The organism is Bacillus sp. ISL-46, assembly GCF_018613205.1.
Genome location: NZ_JAGGQR010000045.1, coordinates 116,871 through 137,368, shown reverse-complemented (window position 1 = coordinate 137,368; position 20,498 = coordinate 116,871). Strand labels below are relative to the sequence as shown.

The window sequence follows — 20,498 nt, the reverse complement described above, 5'->3', positions numbered from 1 at the left end:
TTGTTTTATTTTATTAAACTGTTATACTTGGCTGTTGATTTCCGCNNCCCGCAGGAGTCTTCGCGCCTTCCGCTCCAATCAACATGTGCCAAAATTAACAATGAGCTGTAACTTAGCCAATTAAAAAAACGCAGTCATTAAACTGCGTCGATTTAAAAATTCTCTATATCCTCGATATCGCAACCGCACAAGCCTTATATTCGGCTGTTCCTGAAATAGGATCAAACTCATTTAAGGTTAAGACATTGGTCGGTGTTTCACTCCAGTGGAAGCTCATAAAAACGAGCCCTGGGACTACTTGTTCTGTAATCTTCGCCTTTACCTGTAGTTCTCCTCTTCTCGAGCGAACCTGTACCACTTCACCATCTGTTATACCTAAAGCTGCAGCATCGTTTGGATGAATATCAACAGTTTCTTCTGTTTGTTTTAATTTAACTCCAGCAGCATAATGACGCGTCTGAGAATGTGTATTGTAAGATTCATAACGTCTTCCTGTTGTTAGTGTAAATGGATATTCAGCATCAGGGAGTTCCAATGGTGCAGTATAATCTACCGGTACAAATGCTGACTTTGTTGATGTCGACTCCATTTGGTGGAACCTCTCGTGCAAGATAAGTGTTCCTGGATGGTTTTCATCTGGGCAAGGATAATGAATACCATACTCTTTTTCAAGTCTTTCATACGATATGCCCCCGTACATCTCCCAAGCTAGTTTTCTAACTTCATCCCAGATTTCTTCACTGTTGTTATAGTGAATAGGATAGCCCATAATCGTAGAAAGGTCACATAGGATTTCCCAGTCTTCTTTCACATTAGGGTGTGGTTCTACCGCTTTGCGAACCCTTTGAACTCTCCGGTCGGTGTTGGTATATGTTCCATCCACCTCACCCCATGAACGTGCTGGTAATACAACATTAGCCATTTTTGCTGTTTCCGTTAAGAAAATATCTTGAACAATTAATAAATCAAGCTTTTCAAACAATGTTTGTGTATGATTCATATGAACATCAGCAAGGAGCGGGTTTTCACCAATGACATAAAGTGCCTTTAATTCACCCGTCTCGATCCGATCAAAAGTTCTCGTTTGTGTGTCACCAACTCTTGGGTTTAGTTCAACATTCCATTCCTTTTCAAACCGCGCCCGCGAATCACGATTTGCTATGCTCATTCCACCTGTTAATTGGTTTGGCAAACAGCCCATATCACCCGCACCTTGAACATTATTCTGACCTCGAAGCGGCATGACACCAGAGCCTGTTTTACCGATATTCCCAGTTAATAATGCAAGATTTGCTATATCAAATACATTATTTACACCACAGTGATGCTCCGTAATCCCGAGCGTGTACGCAATCATTGAACCGTTTGAAGTGGCGTACTCTCTTGCAGTTGCAGCAATGTCATCCGCATTTAAACCGGTAATCGATGCAGCGTATTCCAGCGTAAAAGGCTCGACTTGCTTTTCTAACTTCTCGAAATCAAGCGTAACCTGTTGAACAAACTCCGGACTGTATAAACCTTCTTTTAAGATGACTCTAATAAAAGCATTGATAAGAGCAATATCTGAGCCCACATTTAATTGCAAATGGCGATGGGAAGATTTTACCATATCTATTTTCCTTGGATCTATGACAATTATTTTCAAACCAGCTTTTGCAGCTTTTTTCATACGATTTGCAATAATGGGGTGTGCCTCTGTTGTATTTGAACCCATCAAAAGTAACACTTCAGCTCGATCAATATCATCTAGTGTATTAGTCGGTGAACCGCTTCCAAAAACAGTTGCCAGACCGGCAACGCTAGAGGCGTGTCAGGTGCGGTTACAGCCATCAATATTGTTACTATTAATGACCGCCCTCATAAATTTTTGAGTAACAAAATTGGATTCGTTTGTATTTCTCGCGCAAGCGAACATGGATATCGAGTCTGGACCCCACGTAGTTTTTATGTTGGATAATTGACTAGCAATAAATTGATATGCTTCATCCCAAGTGGTTTCGACTAGCTTTCCTGCTTTACGGATTAGTGGAGATGTTAATCTATTTTTTGCATGTACGTATTCATAGGCAAATGCGCCTTTTACACATGTCTGCCCTTTGTTCACTGGTGCTTCCTTGTCACCGCGGATTTTCATGATTTTGTTGTCTTGTACTTCAAGGACTAAGCCACATCCAGTACCACAGTAACCGCAGATCGTTTTAACAAAATTTGCTTCTCCCACCATTTTCACTCCCCTATAAAAACATTAATACCTCTATTACCATATTAATCTATTTAAAAAAATTGTGGATTTCTTTTTCAAAAAATATTTGTCTTTTTCTTGAATGAAAATTTTGGGAATAAAAAAAACGAGAGATTAGATCCCCCGCTTTCAGGCAATTTTTGCCGGTAATAAGATATTAAAGGTTGTTCCTTTATTAGGTTCACTTTCCACAAACACCTTACCATTATGGCTTTCAATTATTTTGAAACTAACCATTAAGCCTAAGCCGTTACCATTCTTCTTGGTTGTGTAAAAAGGTTCTCCTAATTTCTTTAATTTTTCTTTGGATATTCCTACTCCTGTGTCTTGAATAGAAATTTGGACATTATTATCATGTATGATTGTTTTAACATGTAATTCGCCACCATTAGGCATAGCTTCAATTCCGTTTTTAATGAAATTCAGAAATACCTGCTTTAAGCGATTCTCATCACATTCAATTTGAATATTTTCATGGTGACAATCAAAGGTCAAACGAACATTTTTCTTCCTCGCTTCGAATTCAAGCAAGGAGACGACATTCTTTATAACAGGAACAACATTTTTTTCTTCCAACTCCACTGCCTTTGGTTTTGCCAATACCATAAAGTCCTCAACAATCGTATTAACCCGTTCAATTTCATCAAGAATGATACTTAAAAACTCCATTCGCTCCGGATCTTTTTCGTCTAACTGCAAGAATTCCGCGTACCCTTTCATTGAGGTTAGTGGATTACGGATTTCATGAGCAACACCTGCAGCCAATTGTCCAACAGCAGCGAGCTTATCCTGACGATGGAGGACCTCTTCTGTTTTCTTCCGCTCTGTTATATCATTGCGAATCGCAAGGTATTGGTATGGCTTTCCTTGACCATTAATAAATGGAACAATGGTTGTGTCCACCCAATAATAAGTTCCATCTTTAGCTTTATTTCTAATTTCACCCTTCCAGACATTTCCAGAACCAATAGTTTTCCAAAGATTTTTGAAAAAGTCCTTTGAGTGGTAACCAGAATTTAGAATATTGTGGTCTTTCCCCAGGATTTCTTCTCGATTATATTTAGATATCTCACAGAACTTGTCATTTACACTTGTGATCATCCCTTTTGCATCGGTAAATGCGACAATTGAGGATTGATCAAGCGCAAATTTTATATCAATATTCTCTTTAATTGTTTCCTTAAGATGTTCTTCCGCCTTTTTGCGATCAGAAATATCTGAACGTATTGCAATATATTGGACAGGTTTACCTTTTTTATTCAAAAAAGGAACAATTGTAGTATCCACCCAATAAAACGTCCCATCCTTTGCTTTATTTCGAATTTCCCCGCGCCATATTTGTCCAGCTTGTATCGTACGCCATAGGTCTTTGAAAAACTCTTTAGAATGATAGCCAGAATTTAATATTCTATGGTTCTGACCGATAATCTCATCCTTTTTATATTTAGAAATTTCTTCAAATTTATCATTTACAAAAATTATTGTTCCTACTGGGTTTGTAATCGCAACAATGGTTGAAGCATCAAGTGCAGCTTTGATGTCTTTTAAGTTTGTATCCGTCGTCATTAATTGTTTACTAATTAATGTACTAGATAAGATAAGTCCACCGATTATTAATACTGATACGAAAAGTACCAAATAAATAATAAATGGACTATCAGCGCTCGATCCCCCAAGAACTTTTGTTGTCGGAAATGAGGCTCTCCTTAAAAGAAAATGACCTTCGATAATTGCTAATGACATAATGATTGCACTAATTGGTTTTAACCAAACCTGATTACTTTGGGTATAGCTTTTTGAAGAAAAAAGAATCCATAAAGAAAATAAAAAGGAACCACAGATTAAAAGTCCTGAAAAAACAAGCAAAAGGACATTATATTTACTATTTACATTCATTGCATATAATCCGATTACCTGTATTGCAATAACTGCAAAGGTTAGAAATACACTGCCCACGATTAAATGATAATATTTAATTTGTTTTCCATAAAATGAAAGGAAAGCCATTCCTGTAAAAGCAAACCCAATAGCCATTGAAAGAATAGTAAGTGGAATATGATAACTTGCGAACCGATTTGTATCTGCTGAAATGAGTCCGATAAAGTTCATGATCCAAATCCCGATTCCCATAGATAATGTTCCACCCAAAAACAGGAGCCTCTTATTTTTTTCAGACGACTTAATTAAAGTAAACATATCTAATGCTGTATATGATGCCATGATGGTTAAACCAATGGCAATAATAATGAAATAAGGTTGAAAAGTCCCGATTATTGCATTCATTTACCAGCATCTCCCCACTTTCTATAATGCTTTTCTACTATGATTGTAATGTAAATCGTAATGTGATGGAAGCACCAAATATCGAAGATTGTCAATTTCCCTTTATTTTAACCGATAAATAATCGTCCAATTAAAACAAGAAAAACGGAATAAATTAATTCTTGTGATAAAAGACTTATTTTTTTAAAAAGGGCAGATTTTTTTTAAAAAAAGTCTACACATTTTTATTTATTTCGGCTATACTGTACTATAACAAGAGTGATTCAAATAAACTGTATTAATAAAGGGGGATTTTTATTATGTTAATGAGTCCAGTTGAGTTTTTTCGTACATTGCAAAAAAAGGAATGTTCAGAGTGTGGTCAGCACATGGAGGAACAAGCAGAAAGTTATTTTATGGAATGTGACCGCTGTTTAGCTAAAAAAGAGGAATAGTTCAAAAAAACTCTCCATTTTTGGAGAGTTTTTTTGATATTAATCATTAATGATATCTACTGTATTCAATATATTTCCGTTTTGGAGAGAATTAGGAAGGCATAATCCCTTTTAGGGAAGCAAACCCTTAAGATAAGGAGTTGAATTGAATGTTTAAAAAGGATAATTCTCGAACAGAACAAACTAGAGACTCTCTAAAAGAAACTTTTGCTGGTCGCACGAAAACTGTTTCAGGTGATTCAGTTGATGAACTTAGAAATCTTGAAGAAGCCAACACGTTAATTAGCGGAGATGAGATTCAACAGCAAAATGAAAATCTATAGAAAGGCGGTTAAATTATATGGGAATGATTGATATAGCTAATGCTAAACCGGGTGATGAAGTTTATATTATTTATCGGAATCCTACTTTTCTAACTGCCGCAAATATTAAAGCCGCCGAAATTGTCCAACATCCATATAACCCTGATAACTTAGCGTTATATCTTAATGAGAAATTTCTTGACCTTGAAGAGGATGATGCACTTTTTAGCAGCTCTGATGCAGCAAAAAAGGCATATGATACACATTTTTTTGATTTTGGTGAATAAGAAAAGACTGTCATTTATCTATGACAGTCTTTACAAATATATAAATTCTTAAATTTGCGGAAGTTCTCTCATTTCCTGTAGCATTTCATTGCCACACATTGGGCAGAGTAAGTCATCTGCAACAAAATCTTTCCTCATCCAACCTATACACGCTTCATCTATACAAGAATAGATTTCAGTATCAACCAAGATTGTTTCAATTTCTTCTTCTTTTGCTCTTTTACCGTAAAAAATGGGAACCGCCTCCTTTTTTATTAGTATGTACAAAAAAGTGGCTTTTCATTTCCATAAAATCCATAGGAGGGGAAAAATAATGTTTACAAATAAAAACCATTACACAATAGTTGGAACGGATATCGAAGAAGTTAAGAGGTTAAATAGCCAATCTGGCTTAAGTTATAATGAAGTCAAGAAGCTACTTGCAGAAATGTACCTTGATAATAAAAAAGAAAAGTAGAGATTTTTTCTATTTGGATTTTGAAAAAACTAAAGCCTTCCTATTAAATGGAAGGCTTTAGTTTTTCTATATGAAATAAGGAATTAGATATGGTACGATAAACGAAATTAATAAGGCGGCAATTCCCATTGCTGCTCCAGCAACAGCTCCCTGGATTTCTCCCTCCTTGACTGCTTCAGCGGTGCCAATTCCATGTGCTATCGTCCCGATTGATAAGCCTCGAGCAAAAGGATGATGAATTTTAAACATAGTCAGAAGCTTTGGACCAAACATAGCTCCAATCATTCCAGTAAGAATAACAAAAGCAACGATGAGTGATACATTAGCTTTAATTATTTTCCCAATTTCTGTTGCAACTGGGACCGTAACTGACTTTATCGTTAACGAAAGAAGTAGCATTTTAGAGAAATAGAAGCATTTAGCAATAACTAGGGCAGTGGTAATCGTTGTAAATGACCCAATTAAAAGTCCAACACAAGCAGCAACCCTATACTTTGCAATCAAATTCCGATTTTTATAGATTGGCACTGCTAAGGCTACTGTTGCTGGACCGAGCAGGTAAGTCATAATTTTTTTAGCAGGAATATATTCACGATAAGTAATATGTGATCCTACTAGCAGGATAATAATGATGAATGTACTTAAGAATACTGGGCTCGTTAAAGGGGAGGAATACTTTTGGCCAAACCCACGAGATAGTTTATAGACAGCAATTGTTAGGAAAATACTATAAACTGTGATCATGATAATTCACTTTCACCTTTTCTTTTTTCATAATCACTGATTGGGTGGCTTTACCTGCCGATAAAAGTCCAATAAAAGTACTTGTTACAAGGACAAATAAGATAATGACGCCCTTATGTATGAAGATTGGCCCCAATGTCATTAATCCTACGGCAATAGGAATGAAAAAAAAGCTTAAATGTTTTAATAACCATGTGGACGCTACGTCTATTTGTTCGACTTTTATTACACCTGTCCAGAGTAAAACTAAAAGGAGTAGTATACCTATAACATTTCCTGGTATTTGCAAATGAAGAATTCGTGCAATTTGATTTCCAATCTGATAAATCACAATTAATATCAATATTTGACTAGAAAATGTCAGCACTTTTTTCACTAAATCCCCCTCCTTTTCTCTGGAATAAAAAAGTACAATCGGCAATATTCTAAATTTTTAAAAAATATAATCAATAATACTACAGTATAAAGGAATCACTTTAAATTTGCACTAACTTTTGTTCACAAAATATCCATATCTTTTTTCGAATAACTTCTTTATCTTAATGGTAGGAGGGATACATATGAAAAAGATCTATTTAATATGCAGTCTTACTGTGTTTATTGGGATTGCAGCAGGAATTTCTTTCTTTCTCATTCGCGATGCAAATGCGAAAATACCTGCAGAAGTTACCTTGATAGACCAAAACGGTGATTCATATAATTTTGGTAAGGATCATACCAAATTAAAACTTGTTGAATTCATTTACACTCATTGTCCTGATATTTGTCCAACAACCACCGAAAAAATGATTGACTTGAAAAGAGATTTTGAAAAGATTGGCGTTTTTGGTAAGGATATTGAATTTTTAACAATTACCATCGATCCATATCGAGATACTCCCGAGATATTAACTAGTTATATGCAGGGGTTTGAGATAGAGAATAACAAACAATGGTTATTCTTAACAGGAGACAAGCAAAACATAAAAAGGGACCGCCAAGAAATGAAAAAGGTTGCGGATGCGATGCAATTTCAATTTAAAGATCCTGGCAATGGTCAATTCATCCATTCAACCTTTACCTTCCTGGTTGATGAAAACAATAAATTTATCGACAAGTTTCCAATGGGAAAAGACTTTAATAAAAAAGAAGTTTATGACACAGTGATGGATAAATTAGACTAAACAAAAAAGCGATTAGTCCTCTTGGGATTAATCGCCTTTTATTACTTTTTTCTTTAATTCACGGATGAAGGGTATTTTTTTATTTGCTGTAAAGACAAAAGGTAATTAGACTTTGGTTTTGTTAAACTCGCTTTTATACCGGCCTTTTTTAACTTGTTAACGAGTTCAGTCAGTTGATTCTTCGCCATATTTCTCACACCTTCTTTTACTTGCTTCATATCCCAATTCTACATCAAAAATATGAATAAAGTGTGAAATCGGAGAAATTTTTTTAGAAAATTTTTCTTTTAAAAAGAACTTCATCTGAAAGAATTCGCTCTTCTACTATTTTAATGGTATAATCAGTAGATATTTTGTTCTTGGAGGATGTTTTAAATATGATTACTGTAAGTAACGTAGGTTTAAGATATGGAGACCGGAAATTATTCGAAGATGTAAACATTAAATTTAATCCTGGTAACTGCTACGGACTAATTGGTGCAAATGGTGCCGGAAAATCAACCTTTTTAAAAATTCTATCTGGTGAAATTGAAGCACAAACAGGAACTGTTCAGCTCGGACCTAACGAACGGATGGCTGTGTTAAAACAGAACCATTTTGAATATGAAGAGTACGAAGTATTAAAGACAGTTATTATGGGACATACCAGACTTTATCAAGTGATGCAGGAAAAAGATGCAATCTATATGAAGGAAAACTTCACAGATGAAGATGGTATGAAAGCCGCCGAGCTTGAGGGTGAATTTGCTGAATTGAATGGTTGGGAAGCGGAACCAGAAGCTGCTATTCTTCTAAAAGGCCTAGGCATAGGTGAAGATCTTCATTATAAGAAAATGTCAGAGATCACGGGGTCAGAAAAAGTAAAAGTGCTGCTTGCACAAGCTTTATTCGGCAGACCAGACGTTTTACTTCTCGATGAGCCTACAAACCACTTAGATATCAAAGCAATTCAATGGCTCGAGGATTTCTTAATTAACTTTGAAAATACTGTCATTGTTGTATCCCATGACCGTCACTTCCTAAATAAGGTTTGTACACATATTGCCGATTTAGATTTCGGGAAAATTCAAGTCTATGTTGGTAACTATGATTTTTGGTATGAATCAAGCCAGTTAGCTTCAAGATTAACTTCGGATGCTAATAAAAAGAAGGAAGAAAAAATCAAGGAATTACAAGCCTTTATTGCACGCTTTAGTGCCAATGCCTCGAAATCAAAACAGGCTACTTCTCGCAAGAAGCTACTTGATAAGATTACGCTTGATGACATTAGACCTTCATCTCGCCGGTATCCTTTTGTTGGATTTACACCAGATCGTGAAATCGGGAATGATTTGTTACGAGTCGAAGGTTTAACAAAAACTATTGATGGTGTAAAAGTTCTTGATAACATTAGCTTTATCGTCAATAAGGGTGATAAAATCGCTCTTGTCGGAACAAATGAGGCAGCTAAGACAGTGCTGTTTAAAATTCTAATGGGTGAAATGGAAGCTGATAGTGGTACCTTTAAATGGGGTATTACCACTTCACAGGCTTATTTCCCTAAGGATAACTCCGAGTATTTTGAGAACAGTGAATTAAACCTTGTCGATTGGCTTCGTCAGTTCTCACCTAAAGATGACAGCGAAAGCTTTTTAAGAGGATTTTTAGGTAGAATGCTTTTCTCTGGTGAAGAAGTCCTGAAAAAAGCAAGTGTTCTTTCCGGGGGAGAAAAAGTTCGCTGTATGCTTTCTAAAATGATGTTAAATGGTGCGAATGTCCTCCTTCTTGATGAACCAACTAACCATCTAGACTTAGAATCGATTACGGCTCTTAATAATGGTCTAATTAACTTTAAGGGCTCGTTGCTTTTTGCGTCCCATGACCATCAATTTATCCAAACAATCGCCAATCGAATTTTCGAACTAACGCCAAAAGGCTTAGTAGATAAGCAAATGAGCTATGATGAATACCTTGAAAATGATGATATTCAGAAGCAAGTTGCACAGATGTACCAATAAATAATTAGACGGCACCCACGGTCTGTAATGTGGGTGCCTGTTTTTTTAGCTTTTTTTCTGTTTTCTTCTTGATGATGGTTCAGTCCGTGAACCTGTTTCGGTTGTAGTTGTTCCCTGACCTTCTACTTGCGGGGAAGCCAACCCGATTGTCGATGGATCCTTTTTACGTTTTCCCATTTTTGTACACCTCCCCTATTAGTTTTTGGATGATTATAGCTACTTATTCCGAATAATTACGGTAAAGTTAGGCAAGATAATTTAGAGGAGGAGGTGTTTTGTATGGCAAAAATTGGTGTGGAACAATCTCTTGCACAAGTTCAACAGGCTTTACGTGAAAAAGGACATGATGTGATCGAATTAAAGCAAGAGTCGGATGCTCAGAATTGCGATTGCTGTGTGGTTACAGGACTAGATTCAAACGTAATGGGAATGCAGGATACCTATACAAAGGGCTCAGTTATTGACGCAAGCGGCCTGTCTGCTGACGAAGTATGTCAACAAGTCGAAAGTAGACTACAATAATCATCAGGTTATTTTTCAAAGACTAAAGGATTCACTTTAGTCTTTTTTTATTTCTCATCTTTAATGATTAATTCTATTTGATATAATGATTTATGAGTGAGCTTTGAAAGGACGTATTGTATGAAAAAAAAATGTTTAATCTGGTTTTTTATAATCACTATGGTGTTTCTTCCCGCATGTTCAACTAGTCTTTCTGAAAAGGATACTGATCAGACTAAGAAAAGTGAAATTACCATTTCGGCCGCTGTAAGCCTTGGCGATGCATTAAATGAAATTAAGTCTCAGTTTGAAAAAACAAATAAACAAATTACCCTATTGTACAATCTTGGGGGATCGGGTGCATTAAAGCAACAAATCATCCAAGGGGCTCCTGCAGATATATTTATCTCTGCTTCTAAAGATCAATTTGATGATTTATCAAAAAAGGGCTTAATTGCTGAACAGAAACAAAAAGATTTATTAAGTAATCAAATCGTATTAATTACAAATAAAATGAATCCAGCACCTTTAAATAGTTTTCAAGATTTGAAAAAAAGTGGAATAAATAAAATTGCTATCGGAACTCCAGAAACTGTACCAGCTGGAATGTATGCAAAACAAACTTTGCAGAATCTCGATATTTGGGACGGATTACAATCAAAAATAATTCAAACAAAAGATGTTCGGCAGGTTCTTACCTATGTAGAGACGAAAAGTGTCGATGCTGGAATAGTCTATCTGACAGATTTAAAGGTATCTGAAAAAGTAAAGGTTGTGGCAGTCGCTGCGGAACAATCTCATGATCGAATCATTTATTCTGCAGGTATAATCAAGTCATCTGAAAAGAAGAAAGAGGTCTCTCTATTTTATGATTATTTACAAACTCCTACGGCACGAGCGATATTTAAAAAATATGGTTTTAAAGTATTGGATTGATCTTTTTGATGCAAAGTGAATTCTGGTCCCCCATTATTTTATCGCTAAAGGTTGCGTCTATTTCTGTTACCTTAGTGTTTGTGTTTGGAATCTTATTTGCTAGATTACTATCAAAAGGACTCTTTAGGGGAAAAATGCTCATTGAAATTTTTCTTTTGCTTCCTATTGTATTGCCTCCTACAGTGATTGGATTTTTACTGATATTCTTTTTTGGTGGGAATAGTCCAGTTGGATCAATAATAAATAAACTATTTGATAGTTCCATTATGTTTACACCTTTTGCGGCAGTGATTGCCTCAACCATTGTTGCTTTTCCCTTAATGTACCAAACGGTAAAGATTGGTTTTCAATCTGTTGATAAGGGAATAGAAGAAGCAGCAAGAGTTGATGGTGCAAACGAACTGAATGTATTTTTACTTGTAACCCTGCCATTATCTACAAGATCAATTATTACGGGCCTTATCCTTAGTTTTGCAAGAGCACTAGGTGAATTCGGAGCAACCTTCATGTTCGCCGGCAATATTCCCGGAAAAACACAAACTGCTCCCACCGCAATTTATATTGCAATGGAATCTGGGAACATGAAATTAGCCTGGCTCCTTGTCATATCGATGATTATTATCTCATCCTTAATGTTACTTGCTACCAATGTAACACAAAAATAGCCATGAAAAGGTTTCATCCCTTCCATGGCTTTTATGATAAGATTAGTATTTTTTTATGAATTTCTTCCTTACACCTATAAAAATTCCCGCAAATGCGATGATAATGATCCCATATATCGCATTAAAATGGGAAACCTGTTGTTTCTTAACACTAATTTTATCGCTTTTTATTCTAACTTTCTCCGGAATTGGCTCTTTATATTTTAATGGTACTAACTGGACAACTTGTCCGTTATTATTTTTTATCGATAGTTTTCCCTCACTATTTACCTCTTTAGTAGCTCCATTAATAGCCTCTGTTACTAAGGTATCCATTTCAGGACAAAATTCTTTATTATCCTTTTTAAAAATCTCACCTTGCTTTAATATTGAATGCTGAAAGTTCTTAAAACCATAATCAAACAAACGGGCTGTATCATCATATTTCTCTCTTTGTTGTTCAGAATTTAAAACGACTGCTGTCAACCCTAATTTGGCATTTCTAGCTGTAGTAGCCAGAGTTTGTTTTGCCTCACTTGTATACCCTGTTTTGCCACCAGTTATTCCTGGATAAGCTAACTCTCCTTTAAGCATGCGGTGGTGGGTTAGGATATTCGTTTTCCAAGATTGCCCCTCCCATTTGAGGACTTTTGTTCCAAAGATGTCGGCAAAAATGGGATTCTTAATTGCATAATTAGTTATTATTGCTAAATCCATTGCTGTCGTATAGTGGTTTTTATCAAACAAACCGTTGGGATTGATAAAATGGGTGTTCTTGACGCCAATCGTTGATTTTAAATACGCATTCAAATGAACAGCAAACTGTTCGACACTTCCATCTAAATGTTCCGCAATTGCTACAGCTGCATCATTTCCGGAATTAATTAGCATGCCTTGGATCAATTTCTTTAAAGGGATCTTTTCCCCTTCATCTAAATATACCCTTGTTCCATCTTGTCTAACTGCATTACCACTAACAGTTACGATACTGTCCAAGTTTCCCTTTTCAATTGCATAGATTGCAGTTGCTATTTTCGTTAGACTTGCAGGGTACATTCTTTGATTGGCATTTTTCGCAAAGAGAATAGCACCTGTATCTGAATCTAACAGAACAGCCCCCTTACTTTTCAGTTCTATCGGACCATTTATTGCCGCAAAGGTGTTTAAATGGTTAGAACAAATAAGTAGGATAAAAATAATTAACGATATAAACTTTTTCAATAGATAACACCCAACTTTTACATTATTTCCTAATTAATATTACCAGATAGTTTTGCAAAATAATAGTTTCAAAATAGAAATTATAAATTAAAGTTCAATTATAGGAAAAAGAAAATCCGGCAGGTATCTCCCGCCGGTAATAGTTCTAATTTCTTTTTTTTGATATCAATAAAGTTATTTGAGCCATTATTAATGGTAATGACGATTTTCTACGATAAGCCAAGTATTTAGGCTCCCAAATGTTTGTATATTTCTGCTTGAATTTTCTCAGACCTTGGAAATGATAAATAAAGTGTCCGTGCAGGAAAATTTGCGCAGCAATTTTCTCGCCTAGAAAAGAAAACCTTGATAATCCTACATTCGCAAGTGGGGCCATCCCCATATTAAAGCGGCCGTACCCTTGTTCCTTTGCCCAATCAAATAAACAGAGGAAGAGATAATCAACAGTACCTGATGATACTTCGGGTCTAAATCTCATTAAATCAACAGATATCGTCTGATAGTCATCGTAAACATACATAATGCTCATAAAGCCAAGTGTTTGCATATTTTCATCTTTTAAAATGGCAATCGGCGCCTTATTTAAATATTTTTCATCAAAAAACCCCAAAGAAAAACCCTTCTCAGTTCGCCCTAGAAGCCACTCATTAGATATTTCTCTAAGTTCTTCCACCAGCCCTGGTGAAAATGGAGGGCCAACTACTTCAAAAGAATAGTTTGCTCGAGCAAATTTATTTCTTAATGTCCGTAAGCCCTTCATTTTGTTTCCTGAAAGGGAAAAATTCTTCAAATCAACAAAAGCCTCTTCACCCAATTTAAAAAAAGCAAAGCCATGGCCGTGGAGATACGGAAGCATATCGTCACTTACCTGATAAAAAACAGGAGTAAAACCATGTAAATCGGCTATTTCCTGAAATTCCTCAATTGCATTAGATAATTCGTTTTTTTCCCCAATCGGGTCGCCGAGAATAACTAACTTGTCTGCATATTGTTGATAGGATAATAAAACATTCTTTTTACTGTTCCAAAAGATTAATTTGTCATGTAAAAAAATTAAATGGGAAAGTACCTTTCCTTGATACTTGGTTAAATGAGCAATAATTTCTTTATCTCGACCATTGGACCTCTCCAATGACCACTTTTTAGGCAAGCTTATTAAATAGCCAAACATAAGTATTAATAAAGCAATGACAAGTCCTATAACAGCACTTGTAAATAAATCCCGATAATCGACAATTACATAAGGCAAAAGCTTGGAAGGGATTTCTATTTTTGAGATCGGCAGGTTTGCATACCCTATTAAGAGATACATTGCAGTAATCATTAGAATAATCGTAATATCAAAGATCGTTTTTCCCCATGTCAGTACATAACTCTCACGATAAAATTGACCTTTTGACATCCTCAGTAAAAGGGCGACGATAATTAAAAATATCGCTTCCTCATAATCAATCCCTTTAAAAATAGAGAATAGTGCCGCTAGAATTAGAGCGAACATTGTCAACTCATACGCTCTCTTCACACTATATTCAATTCCTCGAGATAATCCTAGTAACAAAAACCCTGCAGCCACAGATAATTGGTGTGATACGTTAATGATTGGAAACGATAAAAGCTCCTGGGCTACCTTTAGTCTGGACATAATTCCAGGGATACTTGCAGATAAAAGCAAGATTAAACCTGATAAAAAAACAAGCATCGTTAACAAGACATGACTAAATCCTTGGACAACAGCTTTAGGGAGATCATTCCAGGTTTGGTTCCATTTTTCCCAATAAAGCTTAACAAAGAATACAAGGCTTAAAAGGAATGGTAAAAAATAATACCCAATCCGATAAAATAAAAGCAAAACAAGCACTTTTTCTTCGGGAATAAATAACTCTTGCATCCCCCAAATAAACACTAAATCAAAGGACCCTAGCCCTCCTGGAATCATACTAATGATGCCTGCACAAGCAGCTACAATATAAACAGGAAATAGACTGTCTGCAGTAATTGAAATCCCTAAAATCCTGCATAAGATCAAAATTGCAAAAAATACCGCGAGCCATTCGATAATTGAAACCAAGATAAGCTTCAAAGTAATATTTGTACTTAATAGTGACTGACTGCCCTTATTTGACTTAATCATATGGATGATTATAAACAGCGGTAAGTATAAACCGACCCCTAGAACTGCAAAATAGAGCCATCTTGTATCAACAAACAGTGGAAAATTTCGATGTTTTATTATAACGATCCATGATAAAACTGATACCCCTGTTAAATAAAATAAGGATACAGAAGCAATAACCCCCAAAAGCCTTCGCTTGTCCTGTTCGAGCTTATGAAAGAAGTACGTCCTTAACATTCCCCCTATTAATCCACCGAAACCGATTAAATTTGAAAAGGAATTTGCAATGAATGATTGTTCCAAAAGATCCCGAATTGGGACTTTCAATTTTAATATCCTGACTAATATCACATCATATAGCAACATTGGTAAAACAGCGACAAAGGTGATTGCTATTATTAATAGAAGAAGCCCGATATTAAGCTGATTTAGTTCATCCTTCAGTAACTGCATATTTAAGTTTTGGGTAAATTTTTTTATTTCAATAATTGCAAAGATTAACAGTAACAACGGGAAAATAAATTTAGCGATTTTTAAAATCTTTTCTTTTCGAATCCCCAACAAGCTAACCACCTAATTTTTCAGCTAATTCAACCTAGTCTCCGCAAGTGTTCTTTTAATTCCTGATTTTACTATAAACTTTTCTATAGGAAAAACAAAGAAATATTTCCTCACATTGCTGGGTATTAATACTCATTGTAGACATTTTATTAAATGTTCAACCATCGATAGAGGACCAAGAGTAAAGAGATTTATTTATCAAAAAGAGTACAAAAATAATAAAAAATAGACAAGTTTACTCACCTAATAGGCATATGAATAAGGTAGGACAAATATACGAGGGGGTACCAAATGAAATTTGTAGTATTTAAAAAGGAAACACTACTATTTTTTGCAGCTATTGGTGTTGTACTTGTTTCGCTATCGGCATGGTTCATGTTAAAAGCTGGAGATACAACTGTCTTTAATCAGCAAGGAAAAGCAAATATCCGTGAAATTCATATGGTCACTGCGGAATTCAGTACAAAAATGAAAAACGGAAAAGAAATGGAGGCTTACCGCTGGGATCCTGGTACAGTTTTCTTAGAAAAAGACGAAAAAGTAAGGTTATTTATTAATGGGATTAACGGTGAAGAGCATCCTTTTTATATAGAAGGAACAAAAATAAAAGGGATAGTGAAAAAAGGAGAAGAAACCATTGTTCCGCTCCAGTTTGAAAAAGAGGGAACCTATCGATTGATTTGTGAGGTTCATTCAGACCGGTCACAAAATGGCCCAATGATTGCCTATATTGTGGTAGATTAACGCAGGAGATCTTTCTCCTGCTTTTTTTATATTCCAATTGTAGTTCTGTTTTAATAATTAATACCATTGACACCTTGTTATTATTGGATTTTTTTATATAACAGTTTGTCTGTTGTCCTTAATAATTATAGTACAGTTTTTATTTTTTAATCTAAATGTCAGAAAGAATCTGCCTAGAATAATGAAAAATATCCCTTTAAATCAGACTTCACAAAACCTTAACAATTAGTTACTAATATGCGTACCTTTTTTCACAATATATCTGTTATACTCTATTCATATTGTAAATACAAAAACTGTTATATAGATTTTATAAAAAATATGAGGTGAAATATGATGGAACAATGGAATGGATTTACCAAAGGTGCATGGTCAAAAGAAGTTAACGTTCGCGATTTTATCCTAAAAAACTTTACTCCTTTTGAAGGAGATGACTCTTTCTTAGCAGGTCCAACTGAAGCAACCACTAAACTTTGGGATCAAGTAATGGAATTAACAAAGCAAGAGCGTGAAAATGGCGGAGTATTGGATATGGACACAGAAACCGTTTCTACTATTACTTCTCATGGTCCTGGATATCTTAATGAAGATCTTGAAAAAATAGTTGGTGTACAAACTGATAAACCTTTTAATCGTTCTATGCAGCCATTTGGCGGCATTCGCATGGCGAAAGCAGCTTGTGAGGCTTATGGTTACGAATTAAATCCTGAAATTGAAAAAATCTTTACTGAGTTCCGTAAAACTCACAACCAAGGTGTCTTCGATGTCTATACCGATGAAATGATGCTTGCACGTAAAGCAGCAATTATTACTGGACTTCCTGATGCATATGGCCGCGGTCGTATTATCGGTGATTACCGTAGGGTTGCCCTTTATGGTGTTGATTTCTTAATCCAAGAAAAGCACAAGGATCAAAAGAACACAAGCAAAGTAATGACTGAAGATAACATGCGTCTTCGCGAGGAACTCGCTGAACAAATTCGTGCATTAAAAGAACTGAAGGAAATGGCAAACAGCTATGGATTTGATATCAGCCAGCCTGCTAAAAATGCTGCTGAAGCATTCCAGTTTGTGTATTTTGGTTACTTAGCAGCAATCAAGGAACAAAATGGTGCTGCGATGAGCCTTGGTCGTGTATCAACGTTCTTAGATATTTACGTAGAAAGAGACATACAAAACGGTACATTAACTGAAGAAGCTGTACAAGAAATTGTTGACCATTTTATTATGAAACTTCGTCTCGTTAAATTTGCACGGACACCAGATTATAATGAATTATTCAGCGGTGACCCTACATGGGTAACTGAGTCAATTGGCGGTATGGCAAATGATGGTCGTTCTCTTGTAACGAAGAACGCCTTCCGTTTCCTTCATACCTTAGATAATTTAGGTGCCGCACCAGAACCAAACTTAACGGTTTTATGGTCACCGCAGTTACCTGAGAACTTTAAAAAGTATTGTGCAAAAATGTCAATCAAAACTAGCTCCATTCAATATGAAAACGATGATATTATGCGTCCAGAATATGGCGATGACTATGGAATTGCCTGCTGTGTATCCGCTATGGAAATTGGTAAGCAAATGCAATTCTTCGGTGCTCGTGCAAACCTAGCAAAAGCACTTCTTTACTCCATTAACGGCGGCGTTGATGAAAAATTAAAAATCCAAGTTGGACCACAATATCAGCCAATTACTTCTGAAGTATTAAATTATGAAGAAGTCATGCAAAAATTTGATCTTATGATGGAATGGCTTGCTGGTCTTTATATTAACACGTTAAATGTAATTCACTATATGCATGATAAGTACAGCTATGAAAGAATTGAAATGGCGTTGCATGACACCAAAATCCTTCGTACGATGGCAACTGGTATTGCTGGTCTTTCCGTTGTTGCAGATTCACTTAGTGCCATTAAATATGGTGAAGTTAAGGTAATCCGTGATGAAAATGGTCTTGCGGTTGATTTTGAAACGAATGGAGACTTCCCTAAATACGGAAACAACGATGACCGTGTTGATGCGATTGCTGTTGAAGTTCTTAAAACCTTTATGAAAAAGCTTCGCAAGCACCAGACTTACCGTGACTCAGTTCATACACTTTCAATCTTGACGATTACATCAAATGTGGTATATGGTAAGAAAACTGGTAACACACCTGATGGCCGTCGTATGGGAGAACCATTTGCACCAGGTGCTAACCCAATGCATGGACGTGACACAAAAGGAACATTAGCTTCCCTTTCTTCTGTTGCAAAACTTCCTTACAACTATGCAATGGATGGAATTTCAAATACCTTCTCAATCGTGCCTAAAGCTTTAGGTAAAGAAGAAGAAAGCCAAGTGCGCAACCTAGTATCCATCCTAGATGGATATGCTATCAAATCAGGTCATCACTTAAATGTTAACGTCTTTAATAGAGAAACATTAATTGATGCAATGGAACACCCAGAGCTTTATCCACAATTAACAATCCGTGTATCTGGTTATGCAGTAAACTTTATTAAATTAACAAAAGAACAGCAATTAGACGTTATTAATCGTACTTTCCACGAATCATTATAAAGCGGATGCGCCGCTGGACGCTGGATTCAGAGAACTAGATCAATACCAGGAGCCCTTTTTATCGGGCTCCTATTAAATTAAAGGGGGATCATCACCTTGAACGGAAATATTCATTCAATCGAAACATTAGGGACAGTCGACGGACCAGGGATCCGATATGTAATTTTTACACAAGGCTGTCTATTAAGGTGCCAGTTTTGCCATAATGCTGATACTTGGGAAATCGGCAGCGGCAAAGAAATGGCTGTTTCCGATATCATGGATGATCTAATGTCTTACCTCCCCTTCATTCAATCGTCAGGTGGCGGTATTACAGTAAGCGGTGGAGAACCACTGTTGCAAATTCCTTTCTTAATAGAATTGTTTAAGGAATGCAAAAAGAAAGGGATTCATACTACCATCGATTCTTCTGGTGGCTGTTTCTCCCATTCTAAGCTTTTTATTGAACAGCTTGAAGAACTCTTACAGTATACTGACTTAATCCTTCTCGATTTGAAGCATATTAACCGAAAAAAACATATCCAGTTAACTGGCATGGCCAATGATCATATTCTTGAATTTGCAACATTTTTATCAGACCATCAAGTTCCGGTTTGGGTACGCCATGTGCTTGTCCCTACGGTTACGGATGATCCTGAAGATCTGGAAAAACTCGGTGAATTTATCGGAACGCTTAAAAATGTCCAAAAGATTGAAATCCTGCCGTATCACAAGCTCGGTGTATATAAGTGGGAAGCTCTTGGACTTGAATATCAACTAAACTCTGTCGAACCACCTACTGAGGAAAAAGTCGAGTTCGCTTATAAATTGATTACAGTACACTGGAAGGCACCGATTGAACACTGATTCACTTCTGAATCAGTGTTTTTTTTAAGAACTTATTAGTCCAATTAGTAATGTCTTCAAAATATGGTATAATCGCAATTATAAAATTGATTCTTTACCCTATCTACTATATACTCATATCATTGACAATTAAGTGAGGTGATAATTTTTGTTTCAATTGCTTATAGATATTTCAGATATCAATGCCCTAAACGCTCTTTACGTCAGTATTTATTTAGGAATTACTTTAAAATTCTTATGGGCTTGGAGTGTGGAATATTCTTTTCTTGGCTCCTTATCTAATCAAGCAAGAACAGAAATTATTCACCCATTGGCTTTTTACCGAAAGAAAAGTTGTTTAAATGGAAGCTATATTCTGAAAAGAATTGTTATATATTTTCGTAGAAAAGAATATTCTCAGGATGATACTGAAGAGCCTATTTCCTTCCTCTATACTTAACAATTTATTTACAACATTCTAG

The 20,498-nt window shown here is 35.8% G+C and carries 21 protein-coding genes; 13 read left to right on the top strand and 8 right to left on the bottom strand.

Annotated features, from left to right (window positions below; genetic code table 11):
• Positions 1–163: 163 nt before the first annotated feature.
• Positions 164–2,224 (bottom strand): formate dehydrogenase subunit alpha, encoded by a 2,061-nt coding sequence (gene fdhF / locus J7E67_RS31455; protein WP_251029029.1) that lies wholly within the window; start codon positions 2,222–2,224, stop codon positions 164–166.
• 147 nt (positions 2,225–2,371) lie between these two features.
• Positions 2,372–4,525: a PAS domain-containing protein gene (locus tag J7E67_RS21260; RefSeq protein WP_214712135.1), complete on the bottom strand. Its 2,154-nt coding sequence runs from the start codon at positions 4,523–4,525 to the stop codon at positions 2,372–2,374.
• A 299-nt stretch (positions 4,526–4,824) separates the two neighbouring features.
• Here J7E67_RS21260 and yhfH point away from each other — a divergent pair, with 299 nt between their 5' ends.
• The 3 genes from yhfH to J7E67_RS21245 all read left to right on the top strand — a co-directional run bounded on the left by yhfH (position 4,825) and on the right by J7E67_RS21245 (position 5,548).
• A complete protein-coding gene (gene yhfH / locus J7E67_RS21255) occupies positions 4,825–4,959 on the top strand; it encodes a protein YhfH (RefSeq protein ID WP_088088609.1) in 135 nt (44 codons plus the stop codon).
• 149 nt (positions 4,960–5,108) lie between these two features.
• A complete protein-coding gene (locus tag J7E67_RS21250) occupies positions 5,109–5,282 on the top strand; it encodes a hypothetical protein (protein WP_214712133.1) in 174 nt (57 codons plus the stop codon).
• Between the two features lie 17 nt (positions 5,283–5,299).
• A complete protein-coding gene (locus J7E67_RS21245; RefSeq protein WP_214712132.1) occupies positions 5,300–5,548 on the top strand; it encodes a transcriptional regulator SplA domain-containing protein in 249 nt (82 codons plus the stop codon).
• Between the two features lie 48 nt (positions 5,549–5,596).
• On the opposite strand, the gene J7E67_RS21240 is transcribed toward J7E67_RS21245, so the two are convergent.
• A complete protein-coding gene (locus tag J7E67_RS21240; RefSeq protein WP_207629681.1) occupies positions 5,597–5,815 on the bottom strand; it encodes a cold-inducible protein YdjO-related protein in 219 nt (72 codons plus the stop codon).
• 46 nt (positions 5,816–5,861) lie between these two features.
• Here J7E67_RS21240 and J7E67_RS21235 point away from each other — a divergent pair, with 46 nt between their 5' ends.
• The gene (locus J7E67_RS21235; protein WP_214712622.1) at positions 5,862–6,005 is read left to right on the top strand and encodes a hypothetical protein; all 144 of its coding nucleotides are present in this window, start codon (positions 5,862–5,864) and stop codon (positions 6,003–6,005) included.
• 66 nt (positions 6,006–6,071) lie between these two features.
• Here J7E67_RS21235 and J7E67_RS21230 read toward each other — a convergent pair whose 3' ends face one another.
• Positions 6,072–6,749, bottom strand: coding sequence for an LrgB family protein (locus J7E67_RS21230; RefSeq protein ID WP_214712620.1), 678 nt, complete (start codon positions 6,747–6,749; stop codon positions 6,072–6,074).
• On the bottom strand, positions 6,733–7,125 hold the full coding sequence (locus tag J7E67_RS21225) for a CidA/LrgA family protein (RefSeq protein ID WP_214712619.1): 393 nt from the start codon (positions 7,123–7,125) through the stop codon (positions 6,733–6,735). The genes J7E67_RS21230 and J7E67_RS21225 overlap by 17 nt, the downstream gene beginning before the upstream one ends.
• A gap of 184 nt (positions 7,126–7,309) precedes the next feature.
• Here J7E67_RS21225 and J7E67_RS21220 point away from each other — a divergent pair, with 184 nt between their 5' ends.
• On the top strand, positions 7,310–7,912 hold the full coding sequence (locus tag J7E67_RS21220; protein WP_214712618.1) for an SCO family protein: 603 nt from the start codon (positions 7,310–7,312) through the stop codon (positions 7,910–7,912).
• Between the two features lie 377 nt (positions 7,913–8,289).
• Positions 8,290–9,909, top strand: a complete 1,620-nt coding sequence (locus J7E67_RS21215; protein ID WP_214712617.1) for an ABC-F family ATP-binding cassette domain-containing protein — start codon at positions 8,290–8,292, stop codon at positions 9,907–9,909.
• Positions 9,910–9,954: 45 nt separating this feature from the next.
• Here the strand turns inward: J7E67_RS21215 and J7E67_RS21210 are convergent, their stop codons facing one another.
• On the bottom strand, positions 9,955–10,086 hold the full coding sequence (locus J7E67_RS21210; RefSeq protein WP_168244763.1) for a YuzL family protein: 132 nt from the start codon (positions 10,084–10,086) through the stop codon (positions 9,955–9,957).
• Between the two features lie 102 nt (positions 10,087–10,188).
• Between J7E67_RS21210 and J7E67_RS21205 the strand changes: the two genes are divergently transcribed.
• From J7E67_RS21205 to modB, 3 genes are all read left to right on the top strand, one after another.
• A complete protein-coding gene (locus tag J7E67_RS21205) occupies positions 10,189–10,431 on the top strand; it encodes a YkuS family protein (protein WP_214712610.1) in 243 nt (80 codons plus the stop codon).
• A 120-nt stretch (positions 10,432–10,551) separates the two neighbouring features.
• Complete coding sequence (modA, locus tag J7E67_RS21200) at positions 10,552–11,346, top strand: molybdate ABC transporter substrate-binding protein (RefSeq protein ID WP_214712608.1); 795 nt, start codon at positions 10,552–10,554, stop codon at positions 11,344–11,346.
• 8 nt (positions 11,347–11,354) lie between these two features.
• Entirely contained in the window at positions 11,355–12,011 is a 657-nt protein-coding gene (gene modB / locus J7E67_RS21195; protein WP_214712644.1) for a molybdate ABC transporter permease subunit, read from the top strand.
• A 42-nt stretch (positions 12,012–12,053) separates the two neighbouring features.
• On the opposite strand, the gene J7E67_RS21190 is transcribed toward modB, so the two are convergent.
• Positions 12,054–13,211, bottom strand: a complete 1,158-nt coding sequence (locus J7E67_RS21190; RefSeq protein WP_214712606.1) for a D-alanyl-D-alanine carboxypeptidase family protein — start codon at positions 13,209–13,211, stop codon at positions 12,054–12,056.
• A 145-nt stretch (positions 13,212–13,356) separates the two neighbouring features.
• The gene (mprF, locus tag J7E67_RS21185) at positions 13,357–15,885 is read right to left on the bottom strand and encodes a bifunctional lysylphosphatidylglycerol flippase/synthetase MprF (protein WP_251026905.1); all 2,529 of its coding nucleotides are present in this window, start codon (positions 15,883–15,885) and stop codon (positions 13,357–13,359) included.
• Between the two features lie 291 nt (positions 15,886–16,176).
• On the opposite strand from mprF, the gene J7E67_RS21180 reads away from it, so the two are divergent.
• The 4 genes from J7E67_RS21180 to J7E67_RS21165 all read left to right on the top strand — a co-directional run bounded on the left by J7E67_RS21180 (position 16,177) and on the right by J7E67_RS21165 (position 20,476).
• Positions 16,177–16,629: a cupredoxin domain-containing protein gene (locus tag J7E67_RS21180; protein ID WP_214712603.1), complete on the top strand. Its 453-nt coding sequence runs from the start codon at positions 16,177–16,179 to the stop codon at positions 16,627–16,629.
• Positions 16,630–16,965: 336 nt separating this feature from the next.
• Positions 16,966–19,191, top strand: a complete 2,226-nt coding sequence (gene pflB, locus J7E67_RS21175) for a formate C-acetyltransferase (protein ID WP_214712641.1) — start codon at positions 16,966–16,968, stop codon at positions 19,189–19,191.
• A 96-nt stretch (positions 19,192–19,287) separates the two neighbouring features.
• A complete protein-coding gene (gene pflA, locus J7E67_RS21170) occupies positions 19,288–20,037 on the top strand; it encodes a pyruvate formate-lyase-activating protein (RefSeq protein WP_214712601.1) in 750 nt (249 codons plus the stop codon).
• Between the two features lie 148 nt (positions 20,038–20,185).
• On the top strand, positions 20,186–20,476 hold the full coding sequence (locus tag J7E67_RS21165) for a hypothetical protein (protein ID WP_088088624.1): 291 nt from the start codon (positions 20,186–20,188) through the stop codon (positions 20,474–20,476).
• The last annotated feature ends 22 nt before the right edge of the window (positions 20,477–20,498 follow it).